This is a genomic window from Cupriavidus sp. C1SS-2L (assembly GCF_057073735.1).
This window is the reverse complement of the sequence record NZ_CP172710.1, coordinates 1-22,505: the sequence shown is the minus strand read 5'-3', so window position 1 is coordinate 22,505 and position 22,505 is coordinate 1. Positions and strand designations below refer to the sequence as shown.

18 protein-coding genes and 2 pseudogenes are annotated in these 22,505 nt (G+C 61.6%); 15 read left to right on the top strand and 5 right to left on the bottom strand.

The window, feature by feature from the left end:
- The first annotated feature begins 290 nt into the window (after positions 1-290).
- The 7 genes and pseudogenes from ACIGJG_RS30785 to ACIGJG_RS30755 all read left to right on the top strand — a co-directional run bounded on the left by ACIGJG_RS30785 (position 291) and on the right by ACIGJG_RS30755 (position 7,458).
- Entirely contained in the window at positions 291-1,688 is a 1,398-nt protein-coding gene (locus tag ACIGJG_RS30785) for a replication initiation protein (protein WP_483674210.1), read from the top strand.
- Positions 1,689-2,163: 475 nt separating this feature from the next.
- Positions 2,164-2,693 (top strand): annotated as a pseudogene (gene istA / locus ACIGJG_RS30780) (IS21 family transposase); the annotation flags it as partial.
- Between the two features lie 504 nt (positions 2,694-3,197).
- Positions 3,198-4,124 carry a tyrosine-type recombinase/integrase gene (locus ACIGJG_RS30775; RefSeq protein ID WP_483674209.1) on the top strand — a complete coding sequence of 309 codons (927 nt, stop codon included), beginning with the start codon at positions 3,198-3,200 and terminating at the stop codon, positions 4,122-4,124.
- Positions 4,121-6,148: an ATPase, T2SS/T4P/T4SS family gene (locus tag ACIGJG_RS30770; protein ID WP_483674207.1), complete on the top strand. Its 2,028-nt coding sequence runs from the start codon at positions 4,121-4,123 to the stop codon at positions 6,146-6,148. Before ACIGJG_RS30775 ends, ACIGJG_RS30770 begins: the two co-directional genes overlap by 4 nt.
- Before the next feature lie 245 nt (positions 6,149-6,393).
- Positions 6,394-6,660 (top strand): DEAD/DEAH box helicase family protein, encoded by a 267-nt coding sequence (locus tag ACIGJG_RS30765; RefSeq protein WP_483674206.1) that lies wholly within the window; start codon positions 6,394-6,396, stop codon positions 6,658-6,660.
- A 166-nt stretch (positions 6,661-6,826) separates the two neighbouring features.
- Positions 6,827-7,132, top strand: coding sequence for a hypothetical protein (locus ACIGJG_RS30760; RefSeq protein WP_483674351.1), 306 nt, complete (start codon positions 6,827-6,829; stop codon positions 7,130-7,132).
- Positions 7,039-7,458, top strand: a complete 420-nt coding sequence (locus tag ACIGJG_RS30755) for a hypothetical protein (protein WP_483674375.1) — start codon at positions 7,039-7,041, stop codon at positions 7,456-7,458. Before ACIGJG_RS30760 ends, ACIGJG_RS30755 begins: the two co-directional genes overlap by 94 nt.
- Before the next feature lie 212 nt (positions 7,459-7,670).
- Here the strand turns inward: ACIGJG_RS30755 and ACIGJG_RS30750 are convergent, their stop codons facing one another.
- On the bottom strand, positions 7,671-8,357 hold the full coding sequence (locus ACIGJG_RS30750) for a metallophosphoesterase family protein (RefSeq protein WP_011295911.1): 687 nt from the start codon (positions 8,355-8,357) through the stop codon (positions 7,671-7,673).
- A gap of 657 nt (positions 8,358-9,014) precedes the next feature.
- Between ACIGJG_RS30750 and ACIGJG_RS30745 the strand changes: the two genes are divergently transcribed.
- From ACIGJG_RS30745 to ACIGJG_RS30730, 4 genes are all read left to right on the top strand, one after another.
- Positions 9,015-10,490, top strand: a complete 1,476-nt coding sequence (locus tag ACIGJG_RS30745; protein WP_483674204.1) for an HNH endonuclease — start codon at positions 9,015-9,017, stop codon at positions 10,488-10,490.
- Complete coding sequence (locus tag ACIGJG_RS30740) at positions 10,483-12,639, top strand: phage integrase family protein (protein ID WP_483674203.1); 2,157 nt, start codon at positions 10,483-10,485, stop codon at positions 12,637-12,639. Before ACIGJG_RS30745 ends, ACIGJG_RS30740 begins: the two co-directional genes overlap by 8 nt.
- Positions 12,636-13,958, top strand: a complete 1,323-nt coding sequence (locus ACIGJG_RS30735) for a hypothetical protein (RefSeq protein ID WP_483674201.1) — start codon at positions 12,636-12,638, stop codon at positions 13,956-13,958. Before ACIGJG_RS30740 ends, ACIGJG_RS30735 begins: the two co-directional genes overlap by 4 nt.
- Before the next feature lie 99 nt (positions 13,959-14,057).
- Positions 14,058-14,789 carry a DUF5677 domain-containing protein gene (locus tag ACIGJG_RS30730; RefSeq protein WP_483674200.1) on the top strand — a complete coding sequence of 244 codons (732 nt, stop codon included), beginning with the start codon at positions 14,058-14,060 and terminating at the stop codon, positions 14,787-14,789.
- Positions 14,790-14,834: 45 nt separating this feature from the next.
- Here the strand turns inward: ACIGJG_RS30730 and ACIGJG_RS30725 are convergent, their stop codons facing one another.
- Both ACIGJG_RS30725 and ACIGJG_RS30720 read right to left on the bottom strand, forming a co-directional pair.
- Complete coding sequence (locus ACIGJG_RS30725) at positions 14,835-16,073, bottom strand: type II toxin-antitoxin system HipA family toxin (RefSeq protein ID WP_483674199.1); 1,239 nt, start codon at positions 16,071-16,073, stop codon at positions 14,835-14,837.
- On the bottom strand, positions 16,070-16,417 hold the full coding sequence (locus tag ACIGJG_RS30720; protein WP_049796611.1) for a helix-turn-helix domain-containing protein: 348 nt from the start codon (positions 16,415-16,417) through the stop codon (positions 16,070-16,072). Before ACIGJG_RS30720 ends, ACIGJG_RS30725 begins: the two co-directional genes overlap by 4 nt.
- Positions 16,418-16,897: 480 nt before the next feature.
- Here ACIGJG_RS30720 and ACIGJG_RS30715 point away from each other — a divergent pair, with 480 nt between their 5' ends.
- Positions 16,898-17,233, top strand: a complete 336-nt coding sequence (locus tag ACIGJG_RS30715; protein WP_258234696.1) for a serine hydrolase family protein — start codon at positions 16,898-16,900, stop codon at positions 17,231-17,233.
- Between the two features lie 196 nt (positions 17,234-17,429).
- Positions 17,430-17,558 (top strand): annotated as a pseudogene (locus ACIGJG_RS30710) (IS30 family transposase); the annotation flags it as partial.
- A 122-nt stretch (positions 17,559-17,680) separates the two neighbouring features.
- Here the strand turns inward: ACIGJG_RS30710 and ACIGJG_RS30705 are convergent.
- Positions 17,681-18,553 (bottom strand): LysR family transcriptional regulator, encoded by an 873-nt coding sequence (locus ACIGJG_RS30705; protein ID WP_011295903.1) that lies wholly within the window; start codon positions 18,551-18,553, stop codon positions 17,681-17,683.
- Between the two features lie 176 nt (positions 18,554-18,729).
- Here ACIGJG_RS30705 and ACIGJG_RS30700 point away from each other — a divergent pair, with 176 nt between their 5' ends.
- Positions 18,730-19,716 carry an NAD(P)H-quinone oxidoreductase gene (locus tag ACIGJG_RS30700; RefSeq protein WP_011295902.1) on the top strand — a complete coding sequence of 329 codons (987 nt, stop codon included), beginning with the start codon at positions 18,730-18,732 and terminating at the stop codon, positions 19,714-19,716.
- Between the two features lie 760 nt (positions 19,717-20,476).
- Here ACIGJG_RS30700 and ACIGJG_RS30695 read toward each other — a convergent pair.
- Complete coding sequence (locus ACIGJG_RS30695; RefSeq protein WP_011295901.1) at positions 20,477-20,734, bottom strand: hypothetical protein; 258 nt, start codon at positions 20,732-20,734, stop codon at positions 20,477-20,479.
- 410 nt (positions 20,735-21,144) lie between these two features.
- Between ACIGJG_RS30695 and ACIGJG_RS30690 the strand changes: the two genes are divergently transcribed.
- Positions 21,145-22,254: a CapA family protein gene (locus ACIGJG_RS30690; RefSeq protein WP_235679886.1), complete on the top strand. Its 1,110-nt coding sequence runs from the start codon at positions 21,145-21,147 to the stop codon at positions 22,252-22,254.
- Positions 22,255-22,505 lie beyond the last annotated feature (251 nt).

Below are 22,505 nucleotides of genomic sequence, written 5' to 3'. Positions count from 1 at the left end.
CCATTGAGCGACAAGGTGAGGTGCATTGTGCAAGCACCGCGAAGGTGAGATGTATTGTGCGCCACTTGTGGATAAGTCGGTTTCGTCTAGGCGGCGCCATGGCAAAACCACCGCTGGGGACGACACGGGGTGAGGTTTGTTGTGCGTCGGGTGAGGTTTGTTGTGCATGACGGTCCAGCAGCGTCCACCAGCGCGGGTATCTTGCAGCATGGTGAGGTTTGTTGTGTTGACAGGACCTCACCATCACATGCTAGAGTCGCCGAAGCAAAAAAACGAGCGGGACGACGAGTATGGGGACGGACAACCCGGTGGAGGTCAGCGCGAGGACGACGCCTCGCCAAATGGCGCTGGCATTGTTCGAGGACATGTTCGACCTCGGGATGCCTATCAACGAGGCCAACCGCGAAATCGGTTATCAGCGAAATAATTTCTTCACCGAAATCGTCAACATGGGGTTGGCGGCGCGACGGTTTTTGGATGCTGCGTATTTCATCGTTGCCCAGGACCCGGATATTCCTGACCAATACGATGTCGAGCTGAACTACTTCAAGTGGTTGATGCGCTATGACAGTCGTAACCTCAAGCATCTGCGAACCATCGCGGACGAAGCGCAGAACGCGAAGATTCGGGTCACCAATACGCCGTCAGACCGTGAGCCCGATGAGAACGATATCTGGATTCAGGTCCAACTGATCGGCATGGTGGCGATGCACCGTGGTCGCGTGCGCTTCGATGTGCATCACAGCCTGATTCCCCATATCAGAGATCCCCGCAAATCTCACTGGCTCAGCCTTCGCATCTCTACGGCTTTCACGCGCAGTCTTGCACGAGCGATCTATGACAAGGTTTTGCCAAGTGTGCCCAACGGGCGTACGGACTGGATCAAGCTCGAGGAAATGCGTACCTGGCCGGGAAAGATGGGCGCGAATGCCAGCATCTTCAAATACTTCAAGCGCGACTGGTTGGAGCCGGCAGTCCGGGAAATCAATGAGATCTCGGACGTCGAGCTCAGCTATGAGACCAAGACCGAGTCGACGTCCTCCAAGAAAGTCGACCGTATTCGCTTTCTGCTCAAGCGCAAGGACACAGCCGACGCCGTCATGGCAAGCCTGTCTGATGCCAGCCAAATCTATAAAATTCTCAAGGAAGAGTTCAACCTCTCCACGCGGCAGTTCGGCGAGATCTCCGAAAACCGCGAAACCTGGAACGACGATCGCATTCTGCAGGCGATCGAGTACACGCGCTTCAAGCTCAATCGCGGGCAGATCAAGAAGAGTCCCGCTGGCTATTTGATGAAGGCCTTGCGCGACAACTGGCGGATGTCAGATGCCGAACGGACGATGGTGCAGGTCCAGACCAAGCTGCTTGTCGAGGAAGAGCAGAAGGAAGCAGCGAAGGTGGCTGTCAAGACCAGTGTGGAGCGCAGTGTCGCCTCGCGTGACGACGAGACCCGCGCTCGCATGAACGAAGAATCGCGGCAGGGCCGCGAGCACTTCGGTGCGGCCGATACCAAAGCGCGACAGGACTTTATCCGCGCATGGTTGGCATCGCGCGAGGGCAAGCTTGTATTGAAGCGGATGAAGCTGGAGGCCTCATCCGTATCCGAAGACGTGATCTTGGCCAACTCGGAGTTGGCATGGTATTTGGGCCAATTCGTGTTTGGGAGAATGGCCACCTCGCGGGCCTGATGGCTGCAGATTTCGTTGCCGTTGATCACGCCGGCGCGCAACAATCCAGTGCGCAACTTTCAGTCCCCACGGCGCTAGTAGCGCGTCTCGGCGTTTCGCCGCCGCAGCCGTCATCTGCGGCTGTCATCAAGCGCCGCGGTGCAGGTAGCGAAGCCTGCCATGATGCCTCTAATCAATCTTGTGACTACGACAGTCTTATCGTTCTTCGCGGCGCGCGCACAGCGATCTCGAGTGGGTCCCCGTCCTCTGACTGATGGATGAAGACGGTGGCCCCGAAATTGGCGTTTCTTCAGACCCGATCGCGGCACCGGTGTTACATCATGTGGTGCGCCTCAAGGCATAGTGATTGACTGGACCCTGATAGATGTGGCTCAGCTCAGTGATCAACACCGAGCTGTTAGCGCCGATGTAAAAATGACCCACCCCGCCGAAGTAAAGCTGACCCACCTGGTGGAGTATGGCGGCTTTGCCGCCGATGCTGACACAGGAGCAAGCAGTGGAAATCAGGGTATTGGCGAAACGAGGTACGGGAGTGAGGGAGATGGCCCGGCAAACCGGGCTGTCGCGCAACACGGTGCGGCGCTATTTGCGCGAGGAACAAGCCTGCCCGTACACGCCGCGTGAACCCAGGGCGACGAAGCTTGAACCGTACCACGCGTACTTGCTGGGGCGAATCGAGGCGGCACGCCCGCGCTGGCTTCCCGCCACCGTGTTGCTGCGCGAGTTACGTGAGCGGGGCTACGACGGCGGCATCAGCCAGCTCAAGGTATTCCTGGCGCCGTACAAGCGCACGGAGCCCGAGCCTCTGGTGCGTTTCGAGACAGCGCCGGGCAAGCAGATGCAGGCCGACTTCACGGTCATTCGGCGCGGGCGCGAGCCGCTGCTGGCGCTGGTGGCGACGCTGGGCTACAGCCGTGCAAGCTTTGTGCGTTTCACGCCGGCGAGGATGCCACAACGCTGTGCACCTGCTTGGAGGAGGCACTGTTCTTCTTTGGCGGAGTGCCGGCGTAATCGGCAGCTGCCGATTACGCCGGTAATCGCGAGGAGCCAGTAATGTGACGCAGCGTTGAGGGCCCGGAGACGTTCACTCTGGGCAAGGCTTTTCCTGCGGATTTGGCAGGTGTAACACCTAGGCGGGGATTCCCCCCCGATCTCAGGGAAGACACCATGTCAGACCATGCATGTCCGCAGCACATCGCGTTAGTTGCACAGCTGAAGCAGCTTCTCATGGACGCCGGCTATTGCGTCAACGCGATCAACCGTCAGTCCGCCGTTGCGCGGAACTTCCTCCACTACCTTAAGTAGCGAGGCGTTGCGATATCCGCCGTGCAGCCGGCCCATGTGGCGATGTACCTGCGCTGCGAGCTCCGCCGCTACGAGCGGCGCCACGGGCGAACACCACGGTCCCTCAAACACTGGCGTGCGTCGCACACTGCCGGCATTCACCAGCTATTGAGGATGGCAACGGGCAAGTGGCCACCTGCTCCCCAAGCAGGTAGCGCATCCGAGGTGATCAGCCAGAAGCTATGCGCCGAGTTCGAGCGATGGCTCGATGATGTGCGAGGCTTGGCTTCCGACACCATTCACGATTTGGTCGCGGAAGCACGGCGGTTCATGCATTGGTATCTCGAACGTGCGGTGTCGGTGGACGATCTGGGGCGACTGACGATCGCCGATATCGATGCATACATGCAGGCGCGATCCGGATCGCTAAGGCGGATCTCGCGCAAATCGCTGGCGCAGCGGTTGCGCTGCCTCATGCGCTTTGCGCACGCCTCTGGGAGAACCTCGCGCGACTTATCCGCATGTGTGGTGGCGCCCACGCTCTACGCGTATGAGTCGATACCGTCGACGTTGTCGCAGCACCAGATCGACGCCGTCATGCGGATCTGCCATGCAGATCACTCGCCCAAGGGGCTGCGCGACCACGCGATCGTCTTGCTGCTCATCAATTACGGGCTGCACGCGGGAGAGATTGCACGCTTGCGGCTGGACGACATCGACTGGCGGCGCGATCGCTTACACGTCCGCCATTCCAAGACCGACTCGCAATCGGTCTTGCCATTGCTACCGGCGGTGGGAGCCGCGTTGCTGGCATACCTGCGTCGCGGCCGACCTGCAACGAATGTGAGAGAGGTCTTCATCCGAGCACATGCCCCATATCGTGGCTTTGCCAACGGCTCGAGCCTGTACACGCCACTGCGCAGGCGGCTCGACGCTGCAGGTGTGCAAACCAATGGCAAGCGCGGACCGCATGCCTTCCGGCACGCGCGTGCCATCAGCCTATTGCGCGGCGGGGTGCCGCCCAAGGTGATTGGGGACGTGCTGGGGCACCGCTCGTCAAGTTCGGTGTTGCCGTACCTGAAGCTCGCTGTCGATGAACTGCGCGACGTCTCCCTGGAGATCAGCGAACTCCTGACCCAGGGGGCGCAATGAACACGTGGCTCGAAGATGAAGGCGACGCGATCGAGCGTCACGTACATCACCTGGGGCTGCGCAGTCGCGATACGGCCAAGGTCTACCGTTGTGTTCTGCGCGGGTTCCAGCGTTTCGTGCGGCAACGTGGCGATGCCGCAGTCAGCACCTCTACGATGCAGGGATGGCTGCTGGAGCGCGCGCGGCACTCGCCTGTCCACATGGTGCTGCACCGGGCTGCGCCGGGAGGTGCAGGCGACCGACCGGCAAGCGGAGGTCATTGGATACGTGAAGGAGGCCGTCGTCGAGAAGGCCTCCGATATCCACCTAGGGTACATGACGACGTTGGATACATCGAGTATCGGCTGGACGGTGATCTGTATGAGTTCAATCAACTGTCCGGCCAACACGTCCGCGACTTGATGTCGTCGATCTACCACTCGATGTGCGACGTGGCAGACGAGACGTTCAAGCCTTCACGCAGTCAGGACGCCAGGCTTAGCTCCGCCTTTGTCAAACCGATGGGACTGTACGGCGCCCGAGTCAGCACTAGGCCGACCGATCGGGGCATGATGATGGTGATCCGGCTTTTGTACAGAAGCCGAAACGAAGCCAACTCGGTCGCTGCGCTCCGCTTCTTTCCTGAACAGATCGAGGATCTCCAGACGATGAGACGCTCCCGCTATGGGATCAACATCGTGTCTGGGGCTACTGGCTCCGGCAAGTCGCTCACCCTTTCCGTGATCATGGGGGAAACGGTGGAAGAAGGCCGGCAGCGGATGGCCACAACGGGCCAACAGGGGTCCCGTGGCCGACCGAAGGGGATTCGCGTCATTACCATCGAGGATCCGCCGGAGTACTCGCCGGAAGGGGTATTGGCCACCCCGCTTAACGCTGACGGTCCCACCGAAGAACAGATCTCCCGGGCCTGGTCGACTGGTATCTCGGATCTGCTGCGCAAGGATCCCGACGTGCTGATGATCGGGGAGACAAGAGACCAGGCCTCAGCCGCCGCGGCGTATCGCGCTGCATTGACTGGGCATGTGGCTTGGACAACGCTGCACACGAGCGACGCCACGTCCGTACCCCAGCGCTTGATCGATCTAGGACTGGATCGAACCTTGATCCTAGACCCGATGCTCTCAACCGGCTTCGTGAATCAGTCACTTACGAAGCTGGTGTGCCCGCATTGTGCGCTGAAGTATGCGGAGCATAAGCACAAGTTGTCAGACGAGCTAAATGCACGCATTGAACGATTCTGCGATCCGACGGGAATTAAGCTGCGTGGACCGGGCTGCTTGAGATGCCGTTACGGCACGATGGATCGGGTTCTGATTGCCGAAACGGTCGTGCCGACTAGCGAGTTCATGGAGATCTACCGTGACGCGGGCAAGATTGCAGCCAGGAAGTACTGGGTGAACGAGATGGGCGGACTGACCAAATGCCAAGCGCTGATCCGGCGGATCAACGCCGGTGAGGTGGATCCACGAGACGGCGAGGCGGATGTGTCGCCGCTCAAGATTTCACTTGCCCTGAACCGCAATGCCGGCCATGCGGCGTTCGTCATGATCGAGGAGCCGGAAAATCACCTTTCCCATACCAGTCTGACCACGCTTCTCTCGCGGATCGAGTCGCTCACCGGTGACCATCAGCAGCTCTTCATCAGCACGCACAGCACCTTCGTGCTGAATCGCCTCGGTCTGGATGCCAGCCTGCTCCTAACGAGCGGTAAAGCTTCGAAAACTACGTCGCTGGCTCCTGACACTGTGTCGTACTTCCAGCGCCTGCCTGGCTATGACACGCTGCGCATGGCCCTAGCCAAGAAGATCGTACTTGTGGAAGGGCCTTCTGACGAAATCGTCTTCGAGCCCTTCTTCAAGGACATGTTCGGGAAGCGCCCCATGGATCTCGGTATCGACGTGATCAGCATGCGGCGATTGTCCTTGGCTCGCTGCCTTGAGTTTTGTGCCGCGTTAGACAAGTCAGTCGCCGCCATGCGAGCCAATGATGGCATGGACCCGGGCCGAGCTTCGAACTGGCGTTGATGAGTGGCTCTGCGCAGGAAAGCGTGAACTATTCATTGGGCAAGTGGCGCATGGCCGCACCCTGGAGCCGCAACTCGTCCACCACAATGGCGAGTCGACTCTGCGCAGCTTGCTCGGCCTCACGGCGGCCGCGGATCTCCACAAATGGATGAATCGGGAGAGGACTGAAACCGCGTTCCGGATTGCGAGCGCTGCGACCACGCTTACGCCTCCCGACTACATGCGCGCCGCCGCCACGTTCATCCATGGCTAACCTGCTCACCCTGGCTGTTGCCGGCTCGCGCAAGACTCAAGGCATCGTCGATCATTGCGCGGGGCTTTCTTCAGAGCGTCGCGCGCTCGTGCAGACCTTTACCCAGGCGAATCAGGAAGAACTGCGACGCCGACTGGGTCAGCGAGCCGGCGATCACCTGGGCATCGAGGTGATGGGATGGTTCACCTTCCTGTTACAGCATTTTGCCTTTTCTCCCGTTCAAGTTTCCTGGCAAGCGGGTTCTAGGATTCAGCTTTGAAGGGCGACCGCACAGGCACGCGACAGGCTTGTCGCGATTTCTCGATGTTCATGGCGCAGCGTATGCATGTGAACTGGGGCGGCTTTCGAGCGAACTCGTAGGCGCAAGCGAAGGCGCTTTGCTGAAACGCCTGGAGAGTTTGTACGACGAGATACTAATAGACGAAGTGCAAGACCTGAGCGCTCATGATTGGGAGATTGTAGACGCGCTGCTGCACTCGTCTATTCACATCCGGATGGTTGGAGATATCCGTCAATCGGTCTTGGCAACGAACCCGCGCAGCACTAAGAACAAACAGTATGCCTATGCAGAAGCAGTCAAGTGGCTCCGTGAGCGAGAACAACTGGGAAGGCTGACCATTAGGGAGAGTGTCGAGACATGGCGATGCCATCCGAAAATTGCTGCATCTCCGACACGATTTTCGACGCGAGCTGGGCGTTCCCTTCGACCGTCTCTCGCAACGATGCGATGACGGATCACGACGGCGTATTCCTTCTAACGAAGAAGCACGTGAGGGACTATGTAGAACGATTCGCGCCACAGTGCCTACGAAGCATGGCTGGCTCAGGCAAGGAGTTCAATCTGGATTTCATGAACTTCAAGGTCGCGAAGGGCTCAACATTTGAGCGTGTGCTTATCGTGCCGACGGCAGGTATTACCGACTTCGTGCGTAAGGGATCAAGCTTGGAGCCAGTACCAGCAGCGAGCTTTTACGTGGCCGTTACTCGAGCTGCACAAAGTGTGGCCATGGTCATTGACAATGCGGGTGCATCTACGTTGCCGTATTGGACACCCTAACCGGCTTGGTAGCTGTCATGCCTCTCAAAATGCCATTGACTGAGGGATTCGTTGGTCCATGCTACTTGGGGACTACGGGGGGCGAAGAATGATCGGCGCATTGTCACCGACAAGATTGCATAGCGGACCTTTTCTCGAACGGGACAGTTTTGAAACGCGGGGCCTTCCGTTTGTCCGCTCTGTCGGTCGGCTATCGGCTTGGGTGCCGCCCGTCAAGCCGAGACCCCGGTCACCCATTCGCCCGCGAGCGTGGAAACTGCGCATGCGCCTAGACCGACGATGCGACACGAACCACTGCCAGGGTAAATAACCGACTCGTGATGATGACCATGGAATGCGCGGGTCACGCCCATGACGTCAATCAGCGAGTCAATCGCATCGAAACCATGCGGGTGACACGCTGGAGCCTCATGGCTCACCAAGACGTCCGCTCGCTGATTCCACAGCGCGTGGTACGTCTGCGGGAAGATGGTGCTGCGATGACGCCGCGGCAAACCATCCCGCCAGTAATTCCCTTTTCCGCATTGGGCAAGATAGTCGGACTCGCTCACGATGCGCGGTGCTTCGGGTGGCATCCATACCTGACCACGAAAAATGCCCCCCAGCCCCGCGATCCGGACGCCTGCGATCGTGACGACACGGCCATCGAGATTGCGGTCAGCCAAGCCTGAGCCGAATAGATTGTCGTAGTCGGTATCACTATCGGTATCATGATTGCCGGGAATCCACCACACTTCCGTCAATTGCAGAATACTGGCGAGCTCCTCATCCAGCGGACGCTTGGCTTGGATGTCGCCGACGAGCACCACGGCTTCCGGACGATACCGCTGGACACTTTCGATCAGCGGGCCGAACTCGCCATGCGGGTCTCCGCAGAAAAATACGTTGCTTCTAGGCATCTTGCGCGTCCGTGGGCTATTTGCGTTTGGGGGAAAAACAGGCGCCTCGGTGACGACCACCGTCGACGGAAGCTCCTTAACGCGGCCCCAGGTTTTGCGCATACCCCGTGTCCGTTGAGCTGCCAGAGCGGTCAACTTGCCGCGGCGTAGCCAGGCTGTCCCGATGCCGGCGCCAATCGCTCGCAGGGCTTCTTCGGACTCAAACGATTAAGGCGTCGCAGTAGTCATGCCCTATAAACAGTGCGAATCGACCATAACGCTCATTTTATAGTGCAGATCGATCGTACCGGTGAGGCGATTGCGACATTATCGATCACCACGATGAGAGTCATTGCGGGTGAGCGGACATTCCCGCGGCATTGGCTGTGGTGAAGGATGACCCGATGTACCCATCAACTTTGAGAATCCAGCCCACGAACTTTGGGACAAAACCCACGAACTGTGAGACGTGACAGCCAAGCCGGTTGTTACGTGACAACGCGGCGACGTGGTTTGGCCAGAAAACGCATTTTCACGGTGCATGATAACCGTACTTATCATGTACAGTTGAAATGACTTAAACATCACATAAACGTTTGGCGCACGGCCACCCTGTAATGTGACGAATCGAGCAAAGGCCGCGCCGGCATTGGGCTGGCGGGTGACGCGCCATCGTCCATGACCACCCGCAAGCCACCCAACCTCTCGGCCGTCGCGGCGCGCGCGGCAAAGCTAAGCGCCCCCGCCGTTCGACGTGCCGCCCGGCAATTCCTTCAAGCCGATCGCACCCCGCCCGAGGGGCTTGGGCCGTCGCTGCGCCAAGATGTCTGGATCGACCTGGGCGACGGCCACGGCCCCCAGGCCTTTCCACCCAAGGTCATCCTCGCCCTCGCGACCCGCGGCGCTCTGCCTGAGCGTCAGGGCTACGCCAGCGGCGGCATCTGGCGCACGCAGCTGGAGAAACTGGGCTTTCCGGTGCTGGCGAAGGGCAAGCGCCCAGCCCGCGGTCAATCGTGCCAGGGCCATGAACAGTCGACAGAAGCAGCGGGTGGGGTTCGCGGGGCGCGCGCGCAACCTCTGCCACACGCGAGGGCGCGGCGGGCATTGACGCGCGACCACGTCGTGGCGGCGGCCTTGGCGTGCGCCGCGCGCCCGCCAGCGCTCAAGCCAGACACCTACGACGTCTGGGTCGATGGGAAGCCGTACCCGTTTTGGTCGCTCTACCGCGCGGCGATGAAACTGTCCGGCGGCGAAATGCGCAAATCGCATGGCCCTTTGCGAGGCAATCAGCCCGAACATGACCGGATCCGCGAACTGCGCTTTGATGTCCTGCCGCACGGTATTACCCCCGTGCCGCGGGCTGCCGGCGCGCCAAAACCTTCATACGAGCTGATCACCGTGGCGGCGTTGCGGCAGGCCGCGGCGTGCATCGAGCGCGCGCCCGAGTATCGCGCCGCTCATAGGGGACGGTCGGTGGATCTCTGGGTGGAAGGCAATGGCCCGTATCCGGTCAAGGCGATGTGCCAGCTCGTCTGGCATTGTCTGGGATTCGGTTGGCACGAACACTGGACGAAGGGTGGCACCACCAGCCGGACCAACGCGCATCTTGAACGCCTGCGTGGGGTTCAGATCCTCCCCAAGGGCGACGCACCGGACTCTGACGGCGGCCGGGCCCGCGCCATCCTCGACGATCTGCAGTCAATCGAGAAAAGCAAGGTCAGCGAGACGACCCGTAAGCGACTGGTCGACGCGCGTTTGGGGCAGGGCCACTATCGGCGCGAACTGGAAGAACATTGGGGAGCGTCATGCGCGGTGACCGGCGTCAGCCAACGCGAAGCACTCCGCGCAAGCCATATCGTTCCATGGCGGGGCAGCGACAACAAGACGCGCCTGGACCCACACAACGGGCTGCTCCTGCTGGCGACGCTCGATTGCCTGTTTGATAAATGGCTGATCAGCTTTGACTCGGACGGGCAACTGCTGGTGGGCCCCATTCCTCCCGACGAACAGAGAAAACTCGGACTGAATCCGAAAACGATGCGCTTGCGCGCCGACGGCGCCCTCCACCTGACCCACGAGCGCCTCGCCTTCCTCGAACGCCATCGCAGCAAGTTCCACGAGCTTCATGGCCGGAAGGATCGATTCAATGCGTGACACCAGCCAGCCTACGGCACCGGTCGCCGACGACTTGCCCGTCCCCAAGCGCCGCCGGCGGCGCTCCGTCACCCGACGGCAACTGCACCGCGGCCATTTCGGCTTCCTGCGCGCCATCATCCAGGGCCTGCACGCGCGCCCGATGTGGGAGCGCTACCTGATGGACGAAGGTGAGATCGAATCCGAGGCCGCGTTAGCCGCGGCGACCGTCAAGGGGGAGGAGGGCGCCGGCGAGAACCTGGGCCCCGAGGCGCGGGCCGCTGCCCGCTTTGCCGGGCACCCCAAGGTGCGCCGCGTCACCGCCTGGCTGAAGGCGGAAATGTCAGCCGCCGCCGGCCGCGCCCAACGCCATGGCATGACCACCTTGGTACGCCAGGATTTTCGGCAGATCGGCCGCCCCGGATTGGGCCTGCCGTCGCTGGAGAAGTTCGCCGCCGAGGCTGGGCTTGACGGCTTTAGCGAGAGCGAGCAGCTTGCCGCCTACGAGGAGAAGTTTGGCAAGGCACTCGAGCGCGAGAAAAAGCGCGCTTCGCTGATGCGGCGCCAGCTCGAAGCCATCGATTGGCTCGAGGCGAAGTACGCGCAGCCAGTGCTGATCGAGGACACCTGCCGGGCGTGGTTGGCCGATCCGCTGGCCACCCGTCTGGAGGCCGCCGGTGTCGACACGCTCGGGGACCTGCCTGACCGCATCAACGGCCTGGGAGCAGGGTGGTCGCGCAGCATTGCGGCCATCGGCGCCGGTAAGGCGCGGGCGATCGAAACCTTCCTGCGGACCCATGCCGAGACACTGGGGCGCACGATCGGCGCTCACGTGGCCGTCCCGCGGCGCCAGCGCTACGCGCACGAGCTCGCGCGCGTCGTGCCGCACAGCACCGTCGGGCTGGTGCCGCTGGACAAGCTGGTGGTGCCCGCCGAACTGAACGGCAGCGCCGGCGCCTACCGGCTGCCGCAGGCACGCTGCCTGATCCGCGCACACACCGACTTTGAGGCGATCCTGTCCTGGTTGCGTGCCAAACCCGGGCTCGCCCCCGAGACGGTGGCCAAGATGCGCGGGCAACGCCGGGATGTCTCGACTGTGCCGGGACCGCTGGACTGGCTCAACTACCTCTCCAATACCCAGCGCGCTTACCGCAAAGAGGCGGAGCGGTTCCTGCTGTGGGCGATTCAGGTCCGCCGCAAACCCCTGTCGTCGATGGATACCGACGATTGCATCGCCTACCGGGATTTCCTCGCGGCGCCGCCGGCCGACTGGTGCGCGCCGCGGACCCGGGAGCGCTGGAGCCCGTTGTGGCGACCATTCGAGGGACCTCTCGGCGCCACGGCGCAGACCTACGCGATCGGCGTGCTCGCCAACCTCTACCGGTTCCTGAACGACAAGAACTACCTGTCCGGGAACCCTTGGCAGGGCATTCACGTGCCCCGGAGCGCCAAGCCGAAGTTGGACGTCGGGCGCAGCCTGACCGAGGAGCAGTGGAGCTATGTCGCCGGCCGCCTGGCCACGCTGCCCGCGTCCTCGGCCAACCAGCGCCTGCAGTTCGCGCTGCCGCTGCTTTACGTCACGGGCCTGCGCCTGTCCGAAGTGGTCTCTTTGAAGACCGACGACCTGGAGTGGGTGAGTCTGCCCAGCCCGGGAACGAGCGAACGGGAGGAGGGCTGGTGGCTGACGGTGACGGGGAAGGGCAACAAGCTACGGCGTGTGCCAGTGCCCGATAACGCGATCAGCGCCCTCGGCGATTACCTGGTGACCCGCGGCTACGCGCGGGGTCCCGAACGGGTGCCGGGTGTCGCGCTGCTGGGTCTGGCCATTGACCAGACCGAACGCTCGCCATTTGGCGCTGGCCGCAACCCGGTCGAAGTCGACACCAGCGCTGCCGTGGCCGCCAACACCCTGTACCGCCAGATCAAGGCCTTCTTCACTGGCTGCGCGTTAGCGCTCGAGCCGACCGACGCGCGCGGGGCCGAGCGGCTGGCAGCCGCCAGCACCCACTGGCTGCGCCACACCCATATCTCGCACGCGCTGGCGGCCGGGGCTCCGCTTGAGATCGTGCAGCAAAACGCCGGCCACGCATCGCTCGACACCACCACGCGTTACGTCACCACCGAGCAGGCTCGACGAATGGCGGCGATGAAAAAATTTTGGAGGCAATGAAGAAAATGAACGTCGACAATCTTGCTACCCCGTCCACGCCAGCGAGCGGGGACGCCTTGACTAGTGCTCTGACCGTGGCAGCTGCTCAACTGAGGTACGCCGGGGCACCACAAGTTCACAACTCTCTTTTGGAGGCGCTTGATTCCACAGACGTTATCGCGAGTGCCCACGCCGCTTTGGCACTCCATCGCCTAGCCGAAGGGCTCGATGCACGAGTGCGAGAGGACCGTCGCTTTCCACCCGGTGACCGGTTCATTCGGACCGACAATGGTTCGGTCAATTTCACGTTTCGACTTGGCAGGACTTTGCTTGTGGAAGCGGCGCGACGGGGATCTGCCTCAGATGCAATCGATTGGGCCCTGCGGGTGCTCCACACCAATTCGGCAACTGGTCTTACGATTTGCCCAGTCTGGGGCATATCCATCGACGCTCCAATTGACCTTTGCTCGAAACTCAGGCTTGTGCCACTTGACCGCCTTCCCCAAAGCCGCCAGTTGCAATGGCTCCAACATGAGCAAGTCGCTGGGGGGAACGGATTAATCTCGTCGACGCTGGCGTGGCAGGAGATCAAAGCCGCACTGGTCCTGCCGCGTCGAATCGAGGGAGTTATCCATTCTGGGGCGGGAGCCGACGAGCAACACAAAGCGACCGCAAGGGAGTTCCAGCGCGTAGAGGATCTTTTCCAAGACGCGACATTGGCATTGGCCGCGGTAGGGCCCCAGGCCGTGATCCCAGTCGCAAAATGGTTCACATTCGACGACCCGGACCTCGAATTGGCGGCAGGCGGAGGCCATCGTCTCACAAGGTTTCATGAAATCCTGCCTCGACGCTTTCCTGACGTGCGGAGGATATTCGATGCCGGCCTCGCGCAGCAGGTGGTCGGAGACTTTCTTTCGTTGGACATCAACGGAAAGGCGCGGAAGACGATCCGCACTGCGCTATCAAGATTGCTGCAATCCATGACGCGTCACAATGCCGGAGATGCGGCCGTCGAGTTATCGATTGCGCTGGAGGCACTGTGTGGCGACGAGTCTTCGACGTCCGAGATGACGCACAAGGTCACCGTGAGAGCCGTCCGATACCTTGGGGGTGATGCAACGCTGAGAAAGCGTAATTTCGCCCTGATCAAGAAGATCTACACCATCAGGTCCAAGCTTGTTCACGGTGCATCAGTGCCAACGGGACCCCACGATGTGGGCAACGAAAAGCTTACAACGGAGGAGTTACTCGCTGAAGCGACCGCCAAGTGTGCGGCTCTGATCCGGAAAATGCTGGCTGGGCGATGTCTCCCCAATTGGCAAGATGTCGACATTTTGTAAACCAACCGCCACGGGACGGACACCGCATAGAGGCGGCTGCCACGTACATTAAGACTGGAGACATCACCGATGGTGCAAGCAATAGACGCAGAGACGTCGTTGGATGACCTCGACAGTTGGCTGGTGCTGGCCAGCGACACGCATGACGCGCTCGCCTCCGCAGCCAAGATCTATGTCGCCCGCACGGAGGTCCCCGGGACCCTCAATTGGTCGCCGCAGGCCGTCGCTGTGCGCCTGTTGCTCCGAACCTGCGGCACCATGAAGGCAGTCTTCCAGCTCACCCAGCAGGGCATGGTGATAGAAGGGCGCTCTTTGACACGGAGCCTGATCGAGAACTCCTTTGCGGCCGCCGCGCTGGTCGACAATCCGACCGACTATGTCCAACGTCTGAAGGTGGATTCCGAGCGCAGCCGCCGGAATCAAGCGGAATTTATCGTCAAACACATGCCCGGAAGCGGCGGAGATCACGCAGGACTGCGCCGAGCGATCAACGCCATCGACAAGTCGGCCGAACTGATCAGCCCGAAGAAGCCGGCACTTCGCGGCTCACTGTCGGCTCAGTATCTCGGCTACCAGCGACTATCCGACGATTCCGCCCACGTCACCGCGCGTTCACTCGAGCACCATGTCTCGCGCGAGAATGGCGCCTGGCAATACCGCCGCGAGCCCGGAACGCCTGCGGAAAAGGCTTCCACGCTGCATTTCGCAGTGTTGGCAGCCCTCGGTGTGGGCATTGGCGTCTCAGAGGTCGTGGGCGCCTCTAAGTGCGATGCGGAATTCGCACAGCTCGCCGACCGCTTCGCGTGCATGCCACCCGTCGCGACGATCTAAGATTGCGCTCGACTTACCGATCTTTCGGTAGCGACGTAATCGCGCCTACCTTCCACGTTCGGTGCGCCGTCGGGTCGGCAACGGCGGTAACTCCGAATCACGCACTATGAAGCGCTCAAGCTCTCGGATGTCTCGTTCGCAAACGCCGGACTCGAAAAAGACCTCGCGCCAGCCCGACACGGTCTCCACAATCTTCTCGACTTCGGCGTGTGCCTCGGCAGGCGTGAGCATGAAGCGGCTGGCTTGCGAGAGGGCGTTTGCGAGCGTCGGATCCGTTCCGTGGTCGCCGACGATCAGTTGCTGATACGGAATCCCCTGCAGCTGCGGCTGGACGTCATAGACCGGCGATAGCCGCCAGTTTTCCCCGCCGTGATGCAGGAAGGCGTGATTCTTGGCGTGGTCGTCGGTGTTCTCGATCAGGATGTTCAAGACCATGCGCCGGAACATCTGGAGACAGTCCTCAAGCGGCTCAGGTGAGTAGCGGCGCGCTACCTCCGCGATGTCCGCGTAGGACATTTGTTCCTCCGGGATCCCTTCGGCAAGCAGCAACGTGCGCGCGCTCGCGAAGTGAATGCGGCCGCCGCCGCCCGGCTCCCGGTCAAAGCGCTTGACCAACAACGTGTTCTGGCGGCCCAACTGGACAAGCCGAGACTCGGGCGCGTCGATGCCGCAGGCCTGCGCCAGCACGAGTGAGGCATGCTCAATCGCGCAGAAGTCCACCTCATCGCCTTCGGCGGCGAACTTGGCGATCCACGAGCTGCCGTCATCATCAATAATCGCCTTCGGACGGGCGCCGCCGGCGGTGCCGCCCGGGCGCAGCAACTGGCGAAGACGATCATCGATAGGCAACTGCAGTTCGACGGCGCGCGCAGCTTCGATCAGGCCTGGCAAGTCACCGCGGTGAAATACGGGAGGATGGTTGACCTCGTAGGAATCCGCCGTCGAGGCGAACCCAAGCGCGCCAATCCGATCCTCGCCAGCCAAGGCCAGGTAGTCGATCGATGCGCGCCGACGCGGATTGAAAGCCCGATCGATAACGCGCCGGCCCCAGCGGTCCGGTCCTGCATCTTCGAAGACCGGATGCAGCTCCAAGCCGGACGGCGCTGCATACTGGCCATTCCGGAGGGGCAAGTCGGGCGAGAGGGCGATAGCGTCTTTACGTCGCAGATAGTCCGGCGCATAAGAGAACAGGCACTGCCTACCACCGATCAGCTCCAGGCGCCCGCAGAGCACAGGTTCATGGCTGTGAGGCTGGTAGAGCCAGACGTACAGGTGGCCGGTCATGATTTTTTCCACTGGGACTGCGACGATTTGGTGGCCGCAGGCCGTTGAATACGGGTGATCTCAAGGTCGAGCGCGACCTCATCCGCGGCAGGATTCGCCACCTCCGGAAGCCATTTGAGACGGCCGACCAGCCATAGGGCCATTGCATAGACCGCGATCGACACTGTCGGGTCGCCTTGCTCCATCTTCCGTAGTGTCGGGACGGAGACCTGCATCCGCTCGGCGAACGCTGCCATGGTCTCTTTGCGCCGCTTGCGCGCAAGTCGCAGATTTTGGCCGAGCTGAATCAGCGACCGGCTAACCGGGCCTGGCAGGGTTGAAACAGCGCTGGCTTTTCTGGGCATGATGCAAACAATAATAGCCCAGTCTAAGTCAAACAGAACGTATTATTTGCTTTTTTAAAATTCGATACGCCCGATGCGCCACTTTTACAGGGGCACCTTTAACCATTGTATGTCTCGGGACAAGAGGTCCCTCGCTTAGGGATTCGTTTCAGGTCCCAGACGCTTGCACATCTCGTCGGCTTTGGGGTAATCGGCCTTTCCGTGAAAATTGATACGGTTAACGGGGCAATGTTCCGCTATATCAATGACTTGCGAAGATCCCCAGGGCGGTTTTTCCTATGCCGTAAGTCGTTGGCGGCATTGGAGATTTCGCTTCTCAGCGTATCAATCTGCACCGAAAGCACGATGACCCCGACCAGCATCTGGCGCTGGACGAACCTCTGACCATCGAGCAGCCGACGTCGACCTGATCAAGCATTCGCCATCCCGCCTTCCGGTCGGTGCCACACTCGCACGCGGTGAGATGCTCCGCTGGCCTTGATGGCATCGGAGAATCGATCGGCCTCTGCATTGTCGCGCTCTATTGCCGGCGGGAAGTCAGCGTTCGTCGCGAAAATGAACGAGAAGGCCAGCGCGCTTGGCATGCATCACACCCGCTTTCAGGATCCGACGGGACTGTCGCCACACAAAGTATCTAGCGCGCGCGACCTTCTGAGAATGGCAGACGCCGCTTCGCACTACCCGTTGATTCGCAAGTTCACCACGCTTTCAAACCACCGCGTCGAAGTGGCTCGGCGTTCGCTGCGCTATCGCAATACCCTGTATGCCGACGCGGAGAGGGCAGTCGTAGTAGTGGGAACGGGTTCTTCCATTTGATGAGAGAGCTAGCATCGCCGCAGCTCACCTAGCTTCTCCAGGTATTGGGGCGTAACGTCGCCCGTTACGTATCGGCCATCAAAACATGACGTCCCGAGCCCTTTGAGGGCCGGATTAAGATCGGTTACCGATCTACTGCGGCATCAACCGGTCGATGCAACATCTAGAATCTGTGTGAGCAGTGGAGGTGTTGCAAATGAAGCAGAGGCCGAGGATCTATTATTCCGAGACGCAGAAGGCACTCATGTGGGATCGCTGGCGCAAGGGAGATACGATTCATGAGATCGCCAGGTTATTTGATCGCGGGCACTCTTCAGTCCAGAGGCACCCGTCCTGCGGACGACCGCTCATTCGGTCGGCTCGGCCGTCCAAGGCCTAGGATGTGTTCTTCAGAAATTCCTGGCAACTTGGTATTTTTGTGGCTGCCAATACCCCGCCCCCAAGTGCTCAGCGGCTGCCCTCGAATTCCGCCACAATGGCGTCGATCATCGCCCGCACCCTGGCGGTGTGGCGCAGATCCTGATGTGTGACCAGCCATACCTCGTAGGGCTGTGCACGCTCGCGTTTGGGCCAGATCCGCACCAGTCCGTCGCGCTCGGCCAGGTGCACCGGCACTTCGCCGATGGCAATGCCGGCCCGGATCGTGGCGCGCAGCATCAGGCTAGAGTTGACCGCCGACACGAGCCGGCCTGTGTGGGTCGGCTCACCCACCAGCGTTGGAAGGCGGCTGCCGCTGGTGTGGGGCTGGTAGATGACGAGGTCGTGCCCGGCGAAGCCGGTGCCGACGGCCGGTTCGCCGTGCCGCTTCAGGTATGTCCTCGATGCGTACAGTCCCACTGTCCAGCGGGCCAGCAGTCGGGCCGCCAGGTCGGGGTTGTCGGGCTTGATCGTGCGCACCGCGATATCCGCCTCGCGCCGGGCCAGGTTCATCATCTGGGTGGACGTGTTGAGCAGCACCCGCACGTCCGGGTGCTCGGCGTGCAACCGCTCGATGGCCGGGATCAGGAACGCCAGCGCCAGCGTGTCGGTGGTGGTCACGCGCACCTCGCCTTCCAGACGGGTATCGATGCCCTGCGCCTGCCGAGCCAGTTCGTGGGCCGACTGCTCCATCTTCTCGGCGGACCTGAGCGCGTTCTCGCCCGCGCTGGTCAGCACATATCCATCGGAGGTGCGCAGGAACAGCGTGGCGCCCAGCGCGTGCTCTAGTGCGGCGATACGCCGGCCCACGGTGGCCTGGTCCATGTTGACTACCTTGGCAGCGCGGCGCAGAGTGCGCTCGCGCTGCACGGCGAGGAATACCCGTGTGTCGTTCCAGTTCATGTCGGATCGATCCTTGGGAGGAGGCAAATAAGGTGATGCAAAAATGCATTGCTGAACGCGAATATATCAGCATGACTGCATCACGGCGCCGACCTACATTTAGGCCATGGCACAGAAACCGGGCCGCGTATCGCCGAACTCCCCATCAGTCTCCGGCCCATCCAAAGGACATTCCCATGAAAGCCATCGACTTCGAGGACTTCGGCGAGGCCGACGTTCTGCAACTGCGTGATCTGCCCGTGCCAGAAATGCGCCCGCAGGATCTGCTGGTGCGCACCCACGCCGCCGGCGTGAACCGCGCCGACATCATCCACCGCCGCGGCGGCTATGGGCGCGCAAGCTTTGGCGATTCCACGGTGATGGGCCTGGAGATCGCCGGCGAGGTGATCGCTGCCGGCGCAGCGGTGGCCGGCTTTGCGACTGGCGACCGCGTAATGGGCATCGTGGGCGGCGGCGCCTATGCCGAGGTGGCGCGCATCGACTACCGGCAGGCCATGCGCATCCCCGACGGGCTTGACTACGTGCACGCCGCCGCGATTCCAGAGGTGTTTGTCACGGCGCACGAGGCGCTGCTGCACCTTGGTCGTCTGCAGGCTGGCGACAAGGTTCTGATCCACGCGGGCGCGAGCGGCGTGGGCTCGGCCGCTGTGCAATTAGCGCGTGCGGCGGGCGCGCGGGTCTTCGCCACGGCCAATAGCGGCAAGCTGCCGCGCGTTCGCGGCTTCGGCGCGGACGTGCTGATCGACTACAAGGCCGAGGATTTCGGCGAGGTGGTAAAGCGCGAAACCGGTGGCAAAGGCGTGGATGTGATCGTTGATTTCATCGGCGGTTCCTACCTGGAACGAAACGTCCTGTCGCTGGCCAATGGCGGCCGGCTGGTGCAGGTCGGCCTGCTTGGCGGCGCAGAAGGTGCCAATCTGCCACTGGAGCGGCTGCTTTACGGCCATCTGCAGATCATCGGCACGGTGATGAAATCGCGTACGCCGGAGGTCAAGCGGCAGATGGTCGCGCGCTTCGCGCAGCGCTGGCTGCCGGGCTTTACCGAGAGCGGACTGGTGCCGGTGGTGGACAGCGTGTACCCGCTGGCTCAGGCCGCCGAAGCGCACCGGCGCATGGAGTCGAACCAAAGCGTGGGTAAGATAATCCTGTCGACCGGTGCATAGTTGGATCACTACGTTGCCGGCAGGCGGAATACGACAGTGGATTTAGCCCGCTCGCTCAGACCGCCTGGCCAACTGGCGCTTGCGGACCGGGCCAGGCATGGTTTCCCTCGGCGGCCCGCGCGCCCGCAGTCGACGCGAGCGCATGCCCATCTTGTAAGCAATCCTTGCTTCCAAGATGGTCGAGGCAGTTGTGGGTGAAGAAAGGCATTCAGGTAGCGGAGGGGCGTTTGAATGTCCGTATGAGACTGCGGCTTAAAGTCCGTTGATGGCCGGGTGGGGCCCGACGCGGAGCACAACCGAGCGTTCCTTCTGGACCGGTGGGCGTAGGGCAGGAGATGGCTGAAGACTGCCACCGGCTTGCCATTGCGTTTGGGATGCAATCGGCCGTGCGTAGAGGCGTCCACCTAGTGCTGTCGAGGGGCGTGGGGGACTCAACGCACCCGCTCGTCGTTCCCCGCAAGCGGGTACTTTGTTGGGGGCGGCAACTGTGATTGCTGCGTGGGCGGGCTTACTTCTGAGCGATCGGGCGCTTCAGCGACGGATCAGACACGGGGAAGGGCATATTGACCTGCAGCGTGAAATCGCCACCTTTGCCTGTATCCGCGCTATACACGACAACTAGGGAGGTGACGGTCTGCTTGATGTTCAGCGTCGTGGTCCGCGGACTCTGACCAGCCTTGGCCTCAACACGCTGCTGATCGTCGCCCCTATAGGTCGCCAAACCCGGGTTGAACTTCGGCGCTGTCGCCGTGATATCGAGCTACTCACCGGCCTTCGCATCGAACACGTACAGCACCGGCGTCGCGTCCTTGGTGCTTGCGATCTTCCCATGGATAGCTGCACCGCGCGGCACCGTCGGGAAGCCCGTCGTCAGCCTGTTGCCGGTCTGCGTGGCCGATAAGGTCTGGTTTTGCGCCGCCGTTGTGGCTGGCCGGTTCGGCGCCGATGATGACGCCGTAGCGGACGAGGCTGTCGGGATGAAATCCACCTCTGGCAGCCCGGCGTGAGCGGTCTTCATAAGGGTAGATCATGGCCAACTGGTCGCGGGTCATAACCATGTATTCGTGGCGAAGCTCAAAGTAGCTGACCGACTTCGTGAATGTCCCTTGGGCTGGATTCGAGATCCATTTGTTTGGCTCGCCGGTATGCCCCCTAAGCAAAACACTTCCATCACTTTGCACGGATCCGGTGTAAGCGAGACCATTGCCTCGGTCCACCACCTCCAGCCCGGCCAAGGAAACTGTAGATTAACGGTGTGCATCACACGATACCTGCAACGGCAACCTGCGCAACGTTCAGCAGTTACGCCGGCCGCTATCCCCCTGAGTTCAATTTGCTGGGGCGCGACGGGACTGTAGTCCGGCATGGCTACCGAGGGATATCCTGTGCCTGAGAACTGGGGCAAGAGATGCCCGGACGGAGCCAAAAATGAGCACGATTCGGTTGTTCCTTTGCGGTGATGTGATGACCGGGCGCGGCATCGACCAGATTCTGCCGTCGCCCGGCCAGCCAGGGCTGCATGAGTCGTTCGTCCGCTCGGCCCTCGACTACGTCGAGCTCGCCGAACGCCGTAGTGGGGCGATTGCACGGCCGGTACCGCCCGGATATATCTGGGGGGAGGCACTGTCCGAACTGGAGCGTCACCAGCCAGACGTAGGCATTGTCAATCTGGAAACCGCGGTTACCAGCAGCGATGACGCCTGGCCTGGCAAGGCTGTTCACTACCGAATGCATCCCGCAAATGTCATCTGTCTCGGCGCGGCAGGCGTGGATTGTGCGGTGCTGGCGAACAATCACGTGCTGGACTGGGGGCGGGCGGGACTGGCACAAACACTGGCATCACTGCGGGCGGCCGGGATCGCCGTTGCCGGGGCAGGGTGCGATTCGCGAGAGGCTGCACTACCGGCCGTGCTCCCAGTTCCCCATGGTGGACGCATTCTGGTTTTTGCCTTCGCCATGACGAGTGCCGGCACACCGTCCAACTGGGAAGCCACCGGCAACCGGTCAGGCGTTGCGCTGTTGCACGACTGCTCCGCGGCGAGCGTCGAGCGCCTTCGCGACCGGATCAGCGTGGAGCGCCGCAGCGGTGATGTGGTCGTCATGTCGATCCACTGGGGGCCGAACTGGGGCTACGAGGTGGATGCGGAGCGGCGCCGTTTCGCGCGAGCCCTGATCGACCAAGCCAGCGTGGACGTCGTGCATGGCCATTCGTCGCACCACCCGATGGCCATCGAGCTGCATGGAGGCAAGCCGATCCTCTACGGCTGTGGGGATTTCATCAACGATTACGAAGGAATCAGCGGCTACGAAACCTATCGTCCCGACCTCGCGCTGATGTATTTCGTGACGCTCGATCCCACTGGTGGCGGCCCGGTCCAACTCAGGCTGGTGGCTCTCATGCGCAAGCAGTTCCGTTTAGGCTATGCACCGGAATCAGACCTGGACTGGTTGCTGGCCATGCTGAGGCGGGAAGGGCGTTCGTCCGGGACCCACGCTGTACGCGCTGGTGAGCATGAGCTGCGGGTTTCGGCGGATTGAGACGCCACGCCGGCTTGCACTACTCTCTGCAATAGCACGGACACGACGGATGCTTGTTCGATGGGCTGAGCGGCCGATTAGTGAGGCCGATAACTCTCAGCTTTCAACGGCGAACGTCCCTGACGCAGTCCCAAGCCGCCGCTCGACCATGAATCCTGAAGGTCGGCTCCTGGCCGTCTTTGCCTGGCTACCCACCGCCAAGGTGCGGCTGTCTCAGACCGAGGGTGTGTGAAAACGTCTCGATCACCTAG